At 70.7% G+C, this 15,657-nt stretch carries 14 protein-coding genes; 8 read left to right on the top strand and 6 right to left on the bottom strand.

Annotated features, from left to right (window positions below):
* Positions 1-31 precede the first annotated feature (31 nt).
* A complete protein-coding gene (locus tag I8E28_RS10195; RefSeq protein ID WP_200787897.1) occupies positions 32-1,306 on the bottom strand; it encodes an aspartate kinase in 1,275 nt (424 codons plus the stop codon).
* Between the two features lie 82 nt (positions 1,307-1,388).
* Positions 1,389-2,327, bottom strand: coding sequence for a tRNA lysidine(34) synthetase TilS (tilS, locus tag I8E28_RS10190; protein ID WP_200787895.1), 939 nt, complete (start codon positions 2,325-2,327; stop codon positions 1,389-1,391).
* Positions 2,328-2,432: 105 nt separating this feature from the next.
* Between tilS and I8E28_RS20865 the strand changes: the two genes are divergently transcribed.
* Positions 2,433-3,113, top strand: a complete 681-nt coding sequence (locus I8E28_RS20865; protein WP_200787893.1) for a TonB family protein — start codon at positions 2,433-2,435, stop codon at positions 3,111-3,113.
* 18 nt (positions 3,114-3,131) lie between these two features.
* Here I8E28_RS20865 and I8E28_RS10180 read toward each other — a convergent pair whose 3' ends face one another.
* Genes I8E28_RS10180 through cysS form a run of 3 tightly spaced genes read right to left on the bottom strand, consistent with a single transcriptional unit; the run spans position 3,132 to position 6,162 of the window.
* Positions 3,132-4,109, bottom strand: coding sequence for an acetyl-CoA carboxylase carboxyltransferase subunit alpha (locus I8E28_RS10180; RefSeq protein WP_200787892.1), 978 nt, complete (start codon positions 4,107-4,109; stop codon positions 3,132-3,134).
* 32 nt (positions 4,110-4,141) lie between these two features.
* Positions 4,142-4,792 carry a DNA-3-methyladenine glycosylase family protein gene (locus I8E28_RS10175; RefSeq protein ID WP_338050764.1) on the bottom strand — a complete coding sequence of 217 codons (651 nt, stop codon included), beginning with the start codon at positions 4,790-4,792 and terminating at the stop codon, positions 4,142-4,144.
* Entirely contained in the window at positions 4,789-6,162 is a 1,374-nt protein-coding gene (gene cysS / locus I8E28_RS10170) for a cysteine--tRNA ligase (RefSeq protein WP_200787890.1), read from the bottom strand. The genes I8E28_RS10175 and cysS overlap by 4 nt, the downstream gene beginning before the upstream one ends.
* A 141-nt stretch (positions 6,163-6,303) precedes the next feature.
* On the opposite strand from cysS, the gene I8E28_RS10165 reads away from it, so the two are divergent.
* Genes I8E28_RS10165 through I8E28_RS10140 form a run of 6 tightly spaced genes read left to right on the top strand, consistent with a single transcriptional unit; the run spans position 6,304 to position 11,291 of the window.
* Positions 6,304-7,374, top strand: a complete 1,071-nt coding sequence (locus I8E28_RS10165) for a YybH family protein (protein WP_200787889.1) — start codon at positions 6,304-6,306, stop codon at positions 7,372-7,374.
* Positions 7,375-7,415: 41 nt separating this feature from the next.
* Complete coding sequence (locus I8E28_RS10160) at positions 7,416-8,678, top strand: L,D-transpeptidase family protein (protein WP_338050763.1); 1,263 nt, start codon at positions 7,416-7,418, stop codon at positions 8,676-8,678.
* On the top strand, positions 8,678-9,247 hold the full coding sequence (locus I8E28_RS10155) for a peptidylprolyl isomerase (protein WP_200787888.1): 570 nt from the start codon (positions 8,678-8,680) through the stop codon (positions 9,245-9,247). Before I8E28_RS10160 ends, I8E28_RS10155 begins: the two co-directional genes overlap by 1 nt.
* 8 nt (positions 9,248-9,255) lie before the next feature.
* Positions 9,256-9,762 carry a peptidylprolyl isomerase gene (locus I8E28_RS10150; RefSeq protein ID WP_200787886.1) on the top strand — a complete coding sequence of 169 codons (507 nt, stop codon included), beginning with the start codon at positions 9,256-9,258 and terminating at the stop codon, positions 9,760-9,762.
* An 8-nt stretch (positions 9,763-9,770) separates the two neighbouring features.
* Positions 9,771-10,538 (top strand): UDP-2,3-diacylglucosamine diphosphatase, encoded by a 768-nt coding sequence (locus I8E28_RS10145; protein WP_338050762.1) that lies wholly within the window; start codon positions 9,771-9,773, stop codon positions 10,536-10,538.
* Positions 10,539-10,541: 3 nt separating this feature from the next.
* A complete protein-coding gene (locus I8E28_RS10140) occupies positions 10,542-11,291 on the top strand; it encodes a M90 family metallopeptidase (protein WP_200787885.1) in 750 nt (249 codons plus the stop codon).
* Here the strand turns inward: I8E28_RS10140 and I8E28_RS10135 are convergent.
* Positions 11,272-14,016, bottom strand: a complete 2,745-nt coding sequence (locus I8E28_RS10135; RefSeq protein WP_200787884.1) for a DUF349 domain-containing protein — start codon at positions 14,014-14,016, stop codon at positions 11,272-11,274. The two genes, I8E28_RS10140 and I8E28_RS10135, sit on opposite strands and share 20 nt — an antisense overlap.
* A 665-nt stretch (positions 14,017-14,681) precedes the next feature.
* Between I8E28_RS10135 and I8E28_RS10130 the strand changes: the two genes are divergently transcribed.
* On the top strand, positions 14,682-15,512 hold the full coding sequence (locus I8E28_RS10130; protein WP_200787882.1) for a lytic transglycosylase domain-containing protein: 831 nt from the start codon (positions 14,682-14,684) through the stop codon (positions 15,510-15,512).
* Positions 15,513-15,657 lie beyond the last annotated feature (145 nt).

Genomic DNA, 15,657 nt, shown 5'->3' with positions numbered 1-15,657 from the left:
CGGGTAGCCCTTTTGCGGCAAGCGCTGCCGTTCACTTCGCGGCGCCGCCCTGGTCCAGGTCGAAGGCGCGGTGCAGCGCGCGGACGGCGAGCTCCATGTACTTCTCGTCGATGACGACCGAGGTCTTGATCTCGCTGGTGGAGATCATCTGGATGTTGATGCCCTCCTCGCTCAGCGCGCGGAACATCTTGGCGGCGATGCCGACGTGGCTGCGCATGCCGATGCCGACGATGGACACCTTGCAGATGCGCGTGTCGCCCTCGATGCGGTCGGTGCCCAGCGCGGGAGCGACCTTCGACTTGAGCAGGTCCACGGTGCGCGCGTAGTCGTTGCGGTGCACGGTGAAGCTGAAGTCGGTCTTCCCGTCCTTCGAGATGTTCTGGATGATGACGTCGACCTCGATGTTGGCCTCCGCCACCGCGCCCAGGATGTTGTACGCGATGCCGGGCTTGTCGGGCACGCCCAGGATCGACACCTTCGCCTCGTCACGGTTGAAGGCGATGCCGGAAACGACGGCTTGTTCCATCTGTTCGTCTTCCTCGAATGTGATCAACGTGCCGGACCTGGCTTCCTCGTCGATCGGGATGTCCCAGGGGGTGAAGCTGGACAGCACCCGCAGCGGCACGCGGTACTTGCCGGCGAACTCCACGCTGCGGATCTGCAGCACCTTGGAGCCCATGGACGCCATCTCCAGCATCTCCTCGAAGCTCACCGTGTGCAGGCGCCGCGCCTCGGGCACGACGCGCGGGTCGGTCGTGTAGACGCCGTCGACGTCCGTGTAGATCAGGCACTCGGCGGCCTTCAGCGCCGCGGCCACGGCGACGGCCGACGTGTCGCTGCCGCCGCGGCCCAAGGTCGTGATGTGGCCGTCGTCATCGATGCCCTGGAAGCCGGTGATGACCACCACCTTGCCGGCGGCCAGGTCCTTGCGCACGCGCGCGTCGTCGATCGATTCGATGCGGGCCTTGGTGTACGCGCTGTTGGTCAGGATCGGCACCTGCCAGCCCGCATAGCTCACCGCCTCCAGGCCCTCGGCCTGCAGCGCGATCGACAGCAGGCCGACGGACACCTGCTCGCCGGTGGACGCGAGCATGTCCAGCTCGCGCAGGTACGCATCGGACTGCTTCGGTGGCGCGAGTTCCTTGGCCAGGCCGAGGAGGCGGTTCGTCTCGCCGCTCATCGCGCTGGGCACCACCACCATCTGGTGGCCGGCGCGCGCCCACTTGGCGACACGCTTCGCGACGTTGCGGATGCGCTCGGTCGAGCCCATCGACGTGCCGCCGTACTTGTGAACGATCAATGCCATGGGATCGAGGATTGGGGATGTGCGCGGTGCGGGGGAACAGGCTCGGCCCGCCGGCGGCGGGGCACTGCACGCAGCCTAGGGATTATACCGAGGGGGTCCACGCGAGCCGCGCGCCCGCGCGCTGCACGAAGCCGTTGGCCACGCGCAGGTGCAGGCGATGGCCGCGCGTCGTGCACGCGTGTACCTGGTCGAGCAGTTCCTCGAGTTGCGCGGCGCTCGGCGTCGCCCCATGCACGCTGCGCAGCCAGTGGCGCAGCACGTTGGCCTGGCGCGCGCGTGGCCAGCCGCGCAGCGTGTCGATGACGGGCGCGCCTTCCATCGTGGCGAGATCGGCGCTGGCCATCTCGTCGAGCAGTGCCTGCGCCTGCGCGGCGTGACGGGCCGAGCGCGCGAACGTCACGCGCCACTGCGGGAACGCACGCTCCAGCGCGGGCAGCACCTCGTGGCGGATGCGGTTGCGCGTGAAGCGCGTGTCGGCGTTCGTCGGGTCCTCGACGTGCGCGACTCCCTCGTCGCGCAGCCACGCGCGGATCTCGGCGCCGGACAGGTCCAGCCAGGGACGCAGGAACACGGCGCCGTGGCGCTCGAAACGCGCGGGCATCGCCGCGAGGCCCGGCAACCCCGCACCGCGCGACAGCGCGAGCAGCAAGGTCTCGACCTGGTCGTCGGCATGCTGCGCGAGCAGCACGCAGCGCAGGCCCGCATTGCGTGCGAGCTGCGCCAGCGCCGCGTACCGCGCGCGACGTGCCGCGTCTTCGGGACTGTCCCCCGCTTCGCCCGTCGCATCCGGCCGCGCGACGTGCAGCGGGATGCCCAGTGAAGCGCAGGTCTCCGTGCAATGCCGCTCGAACGTGGATGCCGCCGCCTGCAGGCCGTGGTTCACGTGCAGCGCGTGCACTTCGCCGGGCCACAGGCGCGCGGCCGTGACGAGCATCGCGACCGAGTCGGCACCCCCACTCAGCGCGACGCCGAGAGGCCGCGCCGGAGCACAGGCCGACAGGAGGCGCGGCGGAGTCGACATGTGGTCGATTATCACGACGGCGGTGCGAGATTCTCCTAAGCAGCAAGGCGGGCCGCGGCGTCTAGACTCATCGGCCATCCGAACAACTCGAACGACGGAGTCCGTATGAGCCAAGACGTGGGCGGCTTGTCCGCCTGGAAGGTCTGCTTCGGCGCCGGCGTGCTGGCGCTCCATGCGATGTCGGCGCACGCGCAACCGGCGGGCGCCGCCGACGGCGCACCCAGCGAGGCGGCGCGCCGGCAGGCCCTGAGTCCCTTCCGGATGATCCTGCAGAGCGCCGACGCACCGCGGCGCGCCGTGCCCGCGCCCAAGCGCGCCGCACCGGAACCGTCACCGGCGCCGGCGGTGGTCGGGGCTCCTGCACCCTCTTTGGCCCCGGTGGCCGTCACGGCGCCGCCGCCGGCGCCCGCGCCCGTGCAAGCCGCGGTCGCACCCTCACCCGCGCCGTCGGAGCCACCGAAGGCGGAACAGGTCAGCGTGGCCAAGCCCAGCGCACCGCCCGCGCCGAAGGCACCCGAGCCGCCGCCGCCGATCGAGCTGGTGCCGATCCAGCAGGACGCGCCGATCCTGAGCGCGGCGCTGCGCCGCGAGCAGCCGCAGGGCAAGGTGATGGTGGCGTTCTCGGTGAAGCCCGACGGCACGACGGGCGACGTGCAGGTCGTGCAGACGAGCGACCGGCGCCTCAACTCCGCGTCGGTGCACGCGGTGTCGAACTGGCGCTTCAAGCCAATCCGCGAGGCGCAGCCGGTAGAAGTGGAACTGGTCTACGGCGACGACGACCAGTGAGCGGCGCGACGCGCGCGCTCAGCGCGCGTCGGCCTTGGTGTCGGAGAAGCGGCCGTAGCTCTGGAGCCGCTCGTAGCGGCGGTCCAGCAGTTCGCGCGTCTTCAGGTCGGCGACCTGGCGCCAGGCATCGCCCAGCGCGCGCTTGAGGAAAGCGGCCATCTGCCTGGTGTCGCGGTGCGCGCCACCCACCGGCTCATTGACGATCTTGTCGACCAGGCCCAGCGCCTTCAGGCGGTGCGCCGTGATGCCCATCGCGTCGGCGGCGTCCTGCGCCTTCTCCGACGTCTTCCAGAGGATGGACGCGCAGCCTTCCGGGCTGATCACCGAATAGACCGAGTACTGCAGCATCAGCACCTGGTCGGCCACCGCGATCGCCAGCGCGCCGCCGGAGCCGCCCTCGCCGATGATCGTGGTGATGATGGGCACTTCCAGCTGCGCCATCTCGAAGATGTTGCGGCCGATGGCTTCGGACTGGCCGCGCTCCTCGGCGTCGATGCCGGGATAGGCGCCGGGCGTGTCAACGAAGGTGAACACCGGCAGCTTGAACTTCTCGGCCGTCTTCATCAGCCGCAGGGCCTTGCGGTAGCCCTCGGGACGGCTCATGCCGAAGTTGCGCGCGGCGCGCTCCTTGGTGTCACGGCCCTTCTGGTGCCCCAGCACCATGCAGGCGCTGCCGTTGAAGCGCGCCAGGCCGCCGACGATGGACTGGTCGTCCGCGAAATGCCGGTCGCCGTGCAGTTCCACGAAGTCCGTGAAGATTTCGTTGACGTAGTCCAGCGTGTACGGACGTTCGGGGTGGCGCGCGATCTTGGTGATCTGCCACGGGGTGAGCTGCGCGTAGATGTCCTTGGTCAGCTGCTGGCTCTTCTTGGAGAGCTGGTCGATCTCCTCGGAGATGTCGACGGCGGACTCGGTCTGGACGTAGCGCAGTTCGTCGATCTTGGTTTCGAGCTCGGCGATGGGCTGCTCGAAATCCAGGAAAGTTTTCTTCGCCAAGGTGGGGACTCCTCGTTCCTCTTGTGGGCCCGTCAGTAGGCGACGGGCAGCGGGTCGAGCGACCGCCAAATATACCAAGTGGCCACGCTGCAATACGGTTGCCACGCCTGGGCCACCTCGCGCGCCTCGCTGCGGCTGACGGGGTCGCCGGAGAAGTAGTTCCTGCTGATGCCGGTGATGAGACCCACGTCGTCCAGCGGCAGCACGTTGGGCCGCATCAGGTAGAAGATGAGGAACATCTCGGCGGTCCAGCGGCCGATGCCGCGGATGCCCACCAGCTCGGCGATGATCTCCTCGTCGCCCATCCCCTTCCAGGCGTCCACGTGGATCGCACCGGAATCGAAATGCAGCGCCAGGTCGACCAGGTACTCGATCTTGCGCGCGGACAGGCCCGCGCCGCGCATGTCGTCGACCTTGAGCTTGAGCACGTTGCCCGGCGTCATCTTGCGCGGCAGCCGGGCGAACTTGTCCCAGACGCTCTGCGCCGCCTTCACCGAGATCTGCTGGCCGACGATGCTGCGCGCCAGCGTCGTGAACGCGTCGCCACGCGACTGCAGGCAGGCGTCGCCGAACTGCGGGATCAGGCGCTTCATCACGCGGTCCTTGCGGGCCAGGTGCTTGCAGGCTTCGGGCCAGTACTCCGGGCGCGCGAATTCGACCGGGGATCCCGTGGTATCGCTCACGCGCTCTCCCACGTGGTGCCCGTCGGCGAGTCCTTCAGCACGATGCCCTTGTCGAGCAGGTCCTTGCGGATGCGATCCGCTTCGGCGAAGTCACGCGCAGCCTTGGCCGCGGCGCGTGCGTCGATCTGGCGCTGGATCTCCGCTTCGTCCAGCGTCGAGCCGCCGCGCAGCCAAGCCTTCGGGTCGCCCTGCAGCAGGCCGAGCGTGCCGCCCAGCGCCTTGAGCAGGCCAGCCTGCTGCGCCGAGCGCGAGCGATTGGCTTCGGCGGCGAGCTCGAACAGCACGGCCACCGCGTCGGGGGTGCCGAAGTCGTTGTCCATCGCCGCCTTGAAGCGCGCCGCATGCGGGTTGGACCAGTCGATCGCGACGTCGGCCGGCGGCACCGCGTCCAGCGCGGTGTACAGGCGGCGGAGCGCGCCGCGCGCGTCGTCCAGGTGCTTGTCGCTCCAGCCCAGTTCGCTGCGGTAGTGGCCGCGCACGAGGAAGAAGCGCACCGTCTGCGCGTCGTAGCGCGCCAGCACCTCGGGCAGCGAGAAGAAGTTGCCCAGCGACTTGGACATCTTCTCGCCGTCGATGTTGAGGAAGCCGTTGTGCAGCCAGTAGCGCGCCAGCGGCGTGCCGTAGGCGCCTTCGCTCTGCGCGATCTCGTTCTCGTGGTGCGGGAAGACGAGGTCGGTGCCGCCGCCGTGGATGTCGATCGGCTGGCCCAGCAGGCTGCGCGCCATCGCGGAGCATTCGATGTGCCACCCCGGGCGGCCGCTGCCGTACGGGCTGTCCCACTTGGCGTCGGCCGGCTCGCTGGGCTTGGCGGACTTCCACAGCACGAAGTCCAGCGGGTCCTGCTTGTCCTCGGCGACCGCCACGCGCTCGCCGGCGCGCAGCTGGTCGAGCGACTTCCCGGAGAGCTTGCCGTAGCCCGGCAGCCGGCGCACGGAGAAGTTCACGTCGCCGTTGGCCGCGCGGTACGCCAGTCCCTTGTCCTCCAGCAACCGCACGATGTCGACCATCGCACCGATGTAGTCGGTGGCGCGGGGGTCGTGCGTCGGACGCTGGATGTCGAGCGCGTCGTAGTCGGCGTACATCAGCGCCGTCATGCGCTCGGCCAGCGCGCGCACGGTCTCGCCGTTGTCGACGGCGCGGCGGATCATCTTGTCGTCGATGTCGGTGATGTTGCGGACGAACTCGACCTGCAGGCCGCTGGCGGCGAGCCAGCGCCGCACGACGTCGAACGCCACGGCGGACCGCATGTTGCCGATGTGCGGGCGGTCGTAGACGGTGACCCCGCAGACGTACATCCGCACGCGTCCGGGCTCGAGGGGGACGAAGTCCTCCAGGGCACGCGTCAGCGTGTTGTAGATGCGCAGGCTCATGGGGTCCGTGTGGGGCGCGCCGCTCTCGTGAAACGGGCTGTTCTTGTCCAGTGGGCGGCCGCTTGTTGTCGAGGTGCCCGGCTACAATGCGCGGCAGTCTAACACCCGTGTCGCGCACGCCGCGCACACCCGAGGCCGCCCATGCCGACGACCCGCCGCTCCCTCCCCCGCGCCCTGCGCATGCTCGCCGTCGCCGCCGCGTTGGCCTCGCCCGCGTTTGCTTTCGCGGACGACTACGGCGACGTCACGCAACTGCTGCGCCAGGGCAAGCAGGCCGAGGCGATGGCCAAGGTGGACCAGTTCCTGGCGGCCAAGCCGCGCGACCCGCAGATGCGCTTCATCAAGGGCGTGCTGCTGACCGAGCAGGGCAAGACGCAGGACGCGATCAACACCTTCGTGAAGCTCACCGAGGACTACCCCGAGCTGCCGGAGCCGTACAACAACCTGGCCGTGCTGTACGCCGGCCAGAGCCAGTTCGACAAGGCGCGCGCGGCGCTCGAAATGGCGATCCGCACCAACCCCAGCTACTCCACCGCGCACGAGAACCTGGGCGACGTGTACGCCAAGCTCGCGAGCCAGGCTTACAGCAAGGCTCTGCAGCTCGATGGCGCCAACACCGCGGTGCCGCCGAAGCTGGCGCTGATCCGCGAACTGTTCTCGCCCGGCCAGCGCGGTGCGCGCCCGCAGGCCGCGGCGCCCGCCCCGGCCCCGGCTGCGGCGCCGACCACGGTTGCCAAGGCGCCCGCGCCTCCCGCCGCACCCGCGCCCGCTCCGACCGCCGCGCCTGCGCCGGCGCCTACCGCGAAGGCCCCTGCCCCCGCCGCCGCCGCCGCACCGGCCGCCCCCGCGCCGCAAGCCGCTGCCGCCGGCAACCCGGGCCGCGAGGTCGAGGCCGCCGTGCAGGCCTGGGCCACCGCGTGGTCGTCGAAGGACATGGCGGCCTACCTGGGCGCGTACGGCAAGGACTTCGATCCGCCCGGCAAGCAATCGCGCAAGGCCTGGGAGGAAGAGCGCAAGAGCCGCATCGTCGGCAAGTCGCGCATCACCGTGAAGCTGTCCGACATCGCCGTGAACGTCCACGGCGACAAGGCGACGGCGAAGTTCAAGCAGGCCTACAGTGCCGACGCGCTGAACGTCTCCAGCCGCAAGACCCTCGAGCTGCACAAGGTCGACGGCCGCTGGATGATCGTGCGCGAGTCCACCGGAGCCTGAGCCCCGCCGCCGCCGCCGGCGGTCCGGGCGCAGGCCTAGCAGTGTCCCAGCCTCGTTCCCTTCTCCAGCGCCTCCGGGGCCGCGCCTTCGCGCTGGCGGCGCTCGCGTGCGTGGCGATGGCCGTGCTGCCTTCGCAAGCCGGGCCGCGGCACAAGGCGCGCGCAGCGAGCACGCCGGCCAAGCAGGTCGCGCGCGATGGCGAGACGGAAGCGCGCCTCATCGAGGTCTACCGCCTGATCGGCGCCGGCAACGGCCGGCAAGCGCTCGCGCGCGCCGAAGCGCTCGTGAAGGACCACCCGACGTTCGGGCTGGCGCAGCTCGTGTACGGCGACCTGCTGATGGCGCAGGTGCGGCCGCTGCGCCAACCCGGCGACATGCCGGACGGCATCGCCGCCAACGGCGCGCAGGCCCTGGCCGAATTGCGCGAGGAATCGCAGTTGCGCATCCGTGCGTTGCGCGAGCGTCCGCCCGCCGGCGCCGTGCCCTCGCAGTTCCTGCAACTGTCGCCCAGCAGCAAGCACGCGATCGCCGTCGACACGTCGCGTGCGCGCCTGTACCTGTTCGAGAACTCGGAAGCGGGCCTCAAGCTGGTCGCCGACTACTACATCTCGGTGGGCCGGCTGGGCATCGACAAGAACGCCGAAGGCGACCTGCGCACGCCGCTGGGCGTGTACTACGTCACCAGCAACCTCGACCCGCGCTCGCTGAAGGACTTCTACGGCTCGGGCGCGCTGCCGATCAACTACCCCAATCCGTACGACCTGCGGCGCGGCAAGACCGGCGGCGGCATCTGGCTGCACGGCACGCCGCCCAACCTGTACTCGCGCGCCCCGAAGGCGACCGATGGCTGCGTCGTGCTCGCCAACCCGGACCTGGAACGCGTGATCCGGACGGTCGAGGTCCGCAGCACGCCGGTCGTCATCGCGCCGTCGCTGCGCTGGGTGGCGCCTTCCGCGCTGCAGGGCGATGCGCGCTCGTTCGCCGACACGCTGGCCGCATGGCGCGCAGCGCGCAAGAGCGGCGACGTGGACAAGACACTGGCCTTCTACACGCCGGACTTCTCCGCCAACGGAAAGACGCTCGCGCAGTCGGTGCCGCAACTGCGCACCGAGCTCGAGCGCCTGCGCGGCCGCAGCGTCGAGCTGAAGGACCTGTCGTACCTGCGCTGGACCGATTCGGCCGACACCATGGTGGTAACCTTCGGCGAGGTGCCCGCGGGTGCGCGCACCGGCCCCGTGCGCCGGCAGTACTGGGTGCGGCAGGGCTCGCACTGGAAGATCTTCTTCGAAGGAGTGATCGGTTGATGGCCCTCGTCTCCCGCCGCGCCGCCGCGGCCCTGCTGCTGTGCGGTGCCGCCGCGTTCGCCCATGCCGCGGACGCGCCGCGCGTCAAGCTCGCCACCAGCATGGGCGACATCGTCGTCGAGGTGTATCCCGACAAGGCGCCCAAGACGGCCGAGAACTTCCTGACCTACGTGCGCGAGAAGCGCTACGACGGCACGATCTTCCACCGCGTCATCAACGGCTTCATGGTCCAGGGCGGCGGCTACAGCAAGGACCTGTGGGAGAAGCCCACGCGGCCGCCGATCCCGCTGGAGATCCGCAAGGACCTGCCCAACGCGCGCGGCACCATCGCGATGGCCCGCACGCCCGATCCCAACTCGGCCACCGGGCAGTTCTTCATCAACGTCGTCGACAACTCCGCGCGGCTCGGCCCGCGCGAAGGCAGCGCCGGCTACGCCGTGTTCGGCAAGGTCGTCTCGGGCATGGAGGTGGTCGACAAGATCAAGGCCGTGCGCACCGGCCCCAAGGGCGAACACGCCAACGTCCCCCTCCAGCCGATCGTCATCGAATCGGCCACCCTCGTGAAGTGAGCTTCCCAATGAGCAATCCCAAAGTCGAACTGCACATCGCCGGCCAGGGCGTCATCACCCTCGAACTCGACGAAGCCAAGGCGCCCAAGTCGGTCGCCAACTTCCTCGACTACGTCCGCAAGGGCCACTACGACGGCACGATCTTCCACCGCGTCATTCCCGGCTTCATGGTCCAGGGCGGCGGCATGCAGCCCGGCATGCAGCAGAAGGCGACCGGCGCGCCGATCGAGAACGAGGCCCGCAACGGCCTGAAGAACGACAAGTACACGGTCGCGATGGCCCGCACGGGTGATCCGCATTCGGCCACCGCGCAGTTCTTCATCAACGTCGCCAACAACGGCTTCCTCAACCACACCGCGCCGAACGGCCAGGGCTGGGGCTACGCCGTGTTCGGCAAGGTGGTCGGCGGCACCGAGATCGTCGACCGCATCGAAGGTGTCAAGACCGGGCGCAAGGGCTTCCATGACGACGTGCCGCAGCAGGACGTCGTGATCGAGAAGGCCGTCGCGCTCTGAAGCCCGCGGTGGCGCCGCCGCCCATCGCCACCCTCGACGCGCCTGCTGCATGGCGGCGCGTCGCCCTGATCTCCGACCTGCACCTCCAGGCCTCCGAGCCCGCGACGCTGGCGGCCTGGCGCCGCTTCATGGCGCAGCCCGAAGCGGACGCGGTGTTCATCCTCGGCGACCTGTTCGAGGCCTGGCCCGGTGACGACTGGACGGCGCAGCCCGGATTCGCCGCGGACTGCGCGCAGGTGCTGCGCGAAGCGGCAGCCTCGCGGCCGGTGTTCCTCCTGCACGGCAACCGCGACTTCCTCGTGGGCGACGCGTTCGCGCGGGAAACCGGCGTGCAGCTGCTGCAGGACCCGACCATGTTCGCCTTTGCGGGCCGTCGGTGGCTCCTGACGCACGGCGACGCGCTGTGCCTCGACGACGTCGAGTACCTGCGCTTCCGCGAGCAGGTGCGTGACTCGCAGTGGCAGGCGCAGTTCCTGGCCCAGCCGCTCGCGCGGCGGCTCGCCATCGCGCAGTCGCTGCGCACGCAGAGCGAGGCACGGAAGCGCTCGGGCGTCCCGTACGCGGACGTCGACACGCCCGAAGCGCTGGCCTGGCTGCGCGCCGCACAGGCGGACACGCTGGTGCACGGCCACACGCACAAACCGGGCGACCATGCGCTCGATGCCGAACACGCGCGCATCGTCCTGAGCGACTGGGATCTCGACGCCTCGCCGCCTCGCGGCGAAGTGCTGTTGCTGTCGGCACAGGGCGCGCAGCGCGTGCCGGTCCGCGCCTGAGCCATGTTCGGCTGGTGGCGCCGCCGGCGCGAACCGCCCGGCATCCCCGACGCGCTGTGGGCGCAGGTGCTGCGCGACTTCCCGTTCCTGCAGTCAGCCGACGCTGCGGCGCTGCGCCCGCTGGCCGCGCGCTTCCTCGCGCAGAAGGAATTCCACGGCGCGCAGGGCCTCGCCATCACCGATGCGATGGCACTGTCGATCGCCGCGCAGGCGGTGCTGCCCGTGCTGCACCTCGGCCTGCGCTGGTACGAGGACTTCATCGGCATCGTCGTGCACCCGGACGAAGTCGTCGCGCGCCGGCAGACCATGGACGAAGCCGGCGTCGTGCACGAATGGGACGAAGTGCTCGCTGGCGAAGCGATGGACGAAGGTCCCGTGATGCTCAGCTGGGCCGACGTGCAGGGCGCGAGCGCCGACAGCGGCTACAACGTGGTCATCCACGAGTTCATCCACAAGATCGACATGCGCGACGGCGCGCCCGACGGCTGCCCGCCCCTGCCCCGCGCGGAACGGCAGGCGTGGCTGGAGGTGCTGCATGCGGAGCACGAGCGGTTCCGCGAGCAGGTGGTGATCGCCGACCGCTTCGGCGGCGAGCCGACCTGGCTCGACCCCTATGGGGCGGAGAACCCGGGCGAGTTCTTCGCGGTGGCCGGCGAGGCGTACTTCGTGAACCGCGAGCGGTTCACGCAGGAGTTCCCGCGGCTCGTGCCGCTGTTCGACGGCTTCTTCCGCCCTAGCGCATCAGCGTCTTGAGCACCGCCTGCAGGCGCCGGGCCTTGCCGGCGTCGTGCGCGGTCGCGAGCACGCGCGCCGTGTCGTCGCCCCAGGTCTGCACCGGCGACGGATCATTGCGGCGCGTGAGCAGCTGCAGTTGCAGCGCGCGGCGTGCCGTCATCTGGTCCGCCGGCGTCGGCGCTTCGGCCGCGATCTCCAGGCGCAGCAGCGCTTCGGACGCATCGCCCGACGGCGTCGCCTGCAAGGCCTTGACCCAGTTGCCACGCACCGAGGGCGTCACGGAACGTCCGAGTTCGCTCTGGCTGGGCACCTGGTCCGCCGAGCGCTGCTCCCACGCGGCCAGCAGCTGCGTGAGCGCTTCGCCGTGGGCCTGCGCGGCCAGCTTGCGCAGCGTGGCCTGTGCGTGTTCCAGCGCCTCCCGTTGCGCGCGGAAGGCGACGTCGCCCAGGCGCGGACCGCGGTCCTCCTCGCCGAAGCGGCCACCGCCACGCGCGTCGCGGCCACCACGATCGCGGTCGCCGAACCGGCCCGGGGCACCCGCACCGGGTGCACCGCGGCGGTCGCCGAACTTGCCGCCGCGCATCGGCGCAGCGGGCTCGGTCTTCTTCATGCCGGGTCGATCGTCGCCACGCATGGCGATGACGGGCTTCGGCGTCGGCTTGGGCGTCGCGGGCGGCGCGGCGGGCTCGCCTTCGGCCGGCGCTGCATCGCTGCTCGCTCCTTCCGCCGGCGCCGTTGCGTCCGCCGGTGCAGCCGCTTCGGCAGGCGCCGCGGACGGTGCCTGCTCCTGCGCATCGGCTCGGTCCTTGTCGGCACGCGCCTGCGCCTGGCCCTTCAGCGCTGCGTCGAGCGCCGTCATCGCGTTGCGGATGCGGTTCGCGTCGCCGCTGGCGTTGGCGGCTTCCAGCGCCTTCGACGCCTCGAGCACCGCGCGATCACGCTCGCTCAGGGCGGACGCCGCACGTTCACGGTCCTGCGTCTTGCGCTGGAAGGCCTCGTCGATCGGCTTGCGGAACGCGTCCCACAGCTTCTGTTCCTGGCGGCGGTCGAGCGGCACCGATTGCGCTTCGGCCTGCCAGCGCTGCTGCAGCGACTTGACGGCATCGATGCGCAGCTGCGGCGCGCCGCCCAGCAGCTTGGCTTCCTCGATCATCGCGTGGCGGCGCTCGAGGCTGCCCTTCTGCGCGGTCGAGAGCGGGGCCTCGGCGGCCTGGATCGCCTGCTTCCAGCGCGGCTGCAGCTCGGCGAACGCCTTCTCGCTCAGGTGCCCGGCCTCGCGCCAGCGCGCCTCGAACTGATGCACCTGGCGCGCGAACGCCTTCCAGTCCTGCACCGGCACATTGGCATTGGCGGTCGCCCAGGCGGTCACTTCCTCGATCAGCGATTCGCGCGTGGCGCGGTGTTCGGCGGCTTCGGCCTTGACCTTGTCCAGCCACCCCTCGACGACCTTGTGCGCCTCGTTGCACGCGTGGTCGAAGCGCTTCCAGAGCGCGTGGTTCGGCGGGCCACCCTGGTCGACCTGCTTCCACTGCTCGCGCAGGGCGCGCAGCTGCTCCTGCATCTTGCGGCCGCCGTAACGCGGCTTGCGCACGGGCGCCTCGCCTTCGGGCGCGCCTTCGGCCGGCGGCACGGTCTCGAACAGGTCCTCGGCCTTGGTGACCAGTTCCTGGCGCAGCTGGTCGGCGCGCCAGCGCTGCCAGCCTTCCAGCTCACCGGCCGACGCGAGCAACGTGTGCGCCTGGTTGGACAACTTCTCGTCGACCTGCTTGCCGTGGTCCTTGAGCGCGGCGCGCACCGCGGCGGCGGCGCCGGAGCTTGCCTTGCCGTGGCCTTGCGCCAGTTCCTGTTCCAGCTTGGCGATCGCGGCGGCGAGCGCCTCGTTGGCCTTGGCGGCCTGCTCGGGATCGGCCTTCGGCTTCGCCGGTTTCGGCGGGGCTTCCGGCGGCAGGCCGCGGCCGGCGCGCAACTCGTCGGCCCACACGGGCACGGGCGGCAGGGGCGCGGCGGCATCTGCATCGGCCGCAGCGGCCTGGGCGAGCGCGCTCTGGAACGCGTCCCACACCACCTGCAGCTGGGTGCGCGAGGCATCCAGCAGCGGCGGGAACCGCGCGTCGACGCTGGCCCAGTTCGGGTCCTGCACCAGCGCGTCGGCCTGCGTCTGCCACTCGGGCACGTCGGTGCGCAGGGCATCGGCGGCGGCCTGCGCGTCGCGCCACGACTTGGTCGACAGGATCTCGATGCGCTGGGCGAGCAGCACCGCCGCCTCGCGCTGCACCTGGACCCGGTGCTGCAGGTCCTCGATGCCCTTGATGCGGTCGGCGATCTGCGTTCGCAGCGTCGCCAGCGGCTCGCGGCTCAGGGGCGCGCCGGCCTTGGCGGCGTCGCGCTGCCAGGCCATCGCATCGGCGATGTTCACGCGCGGCTGGTCCAGCATCGCCTGCGCCTTCTGCGCCCACTCGGCGGCGATCACCTCCTGGCCCTTGCTGCGCTTGATCTCGTCGAGGCGCTCCCGCACCACCCGGGCGGCACCCTTGTCCCGGCCACTGAGTTCGCGGAACACCTCCTGCATCTGCTCGGGGCTGGGTTGGGACTGGAGCCACTCGCGAAGGCGGGCGGTGCGCTCGCCGGAGGTCGGTGCCGTGAAGGCGCCGCCGGTCAGGGTGTCGAGGGCCTGGGTGTCCGGGGAACGGGTCGGGGCTTGGGTCACTGCGGGTCTGGTCTGCAAAAAAACACGCCCTCGCATGCGCGGGGGCCGGGCGCGTATTCTCGCCGCGATTCGCCGCGCCTTGCCCGGACCCGTCGCCGGCAAAGAAAAGCCCGGCAGCGGCCTGCAGCCAATCTGCCGGGCGGACGGTGGCGCGAAGCCTGCCGTCTGGGGTGTGCCGCAGGAGCTTGATCGTCCTGGCGGCACCGGGAGCAACGATTGCTCCCAGGATGGACCGGGGCGGCGCGAACACCGCGTCCGGTTCGGGGCCCGATCGCTCGGGTGCCGCCATCTTGGGGCGGGCGCTTCGGGCAAGCAAATGCAAGTTTTCAATGGGCTGCGGCGTTGCCATGGCGGGTGGCCCAGCCGTGGGCCGACACTGCTTTGCGGCGGATTCCGACACGCCAGGCCGACCTGGACATGGGAAAAACGCCCATCGACTGGTAACCGCGCGTATAAAGAAGTTAATTGATATTCTTGACTCGTTATTTGGACGGCTCCTAGAATCCGCCCAATCCTGAGCCAGAGGGCTCGGGTGATCCTAGAAACCGCTGCCGATCCCGGCACAACCTCGAAAGCTTCCGCCGGCCCCGCGCCGCGGTGTTTCGAAGGCGACCAATCCCACGTGGGCCGTCGACCGCAAGGCGCTCCTCTCCGGAGCCTCCCAGGCGGACCGGCCCGCGCGCAGAGAAAGGAGCAGTGCGATGACAGCAGGACAGCAAGCAGCCCGGGCGCTGCGGACCTTCGGGTCCGACGTGGCCTCCGGCTTCTTCGAGATCTGCCATAGCGGCCTGGCCCTCGTCGGGGTGGCCGTCATCCTGGCGCTGGCCACGCTGGCCACCCGGCCGGACCTCCGCCAGGCTGGCGAGACCGAATTGATGACCTGGCTGCGTGCCCGCCAGGTGGCCGCGCTCGGCATGGTGCCGGCGCCCGAGGCGGTCGACCGTGCCACGGCCGCGAACCTGAAGGACCTGCCCAAGCAGCAGGCCGCGCTTGCCTATTGGCTGAGCCGGAAGTACCGCGTGGCCCCGGAGCCGGTCGGCGCGCTCGTGGCCGAGGCTTATGACATCAGCCGGCGCACCAAGCTGGACCCGACCCTGATCCTGGCCGTGGTGGCCATCGAGTCCGGGTTCAACCCGTTCGCTCAGAGCCCGGTCGGCGCCCAGGGCCTGATGCAGGTCATGACCGGCGTGCACAGCGACAAGTACGAGAACTTCGGGGGCAAGCTGGCGGCCTTCGACCCGGTCACCAACCTGCGCGTGGGCGTCAAGGTGCTGCAGGAATGCATCCAGCGCGCCGGCTCGCTGCAGGGGGGCCTCAAATACTATGTGGGCGCCGCCCAGCTGCCGGACGACGGCGGCTACGCGGACAAGGTGCTGGCCGAGCACGCCCGGCTGCAACAGGTGGCTGCCGGCCGCTCGGTGCCGACCGCGCCGCCGGCGGTGATCCGTACCGTCGCGCCGGTCCCCGCCCCGTCGGAATCGGCCGAGCGCCGCGACGACCCGGACCGCGTCGCGGCTTGGACCTCGTCCTGAAGCGCTAAACTCCCTCCCGTACGCGACTGGCGATACGCGCGGCGCCCCTCGGGCGGGCCGCGCGGACGTGGAGACCCACGGGGGAGCGTGCCGCCGGCCCGGCCGGCGTCCCGCCGTTCGCCTGGGCAGCCCTCGTTCGACACGG

Source organism: Ramlibacter algicola (assembly GCF_016641735.1).
Classification (GTDB): domain Bacteria; phylum Pseudomonadota; class Gammaproteobacteria; order Burkholderiales; family Burkholderiaceae_C; genus Ramlibacter; species Ramlibacter algicola.
This window is presented reverse-complemented; position numbering and strand designations above follow the sequence as displayed.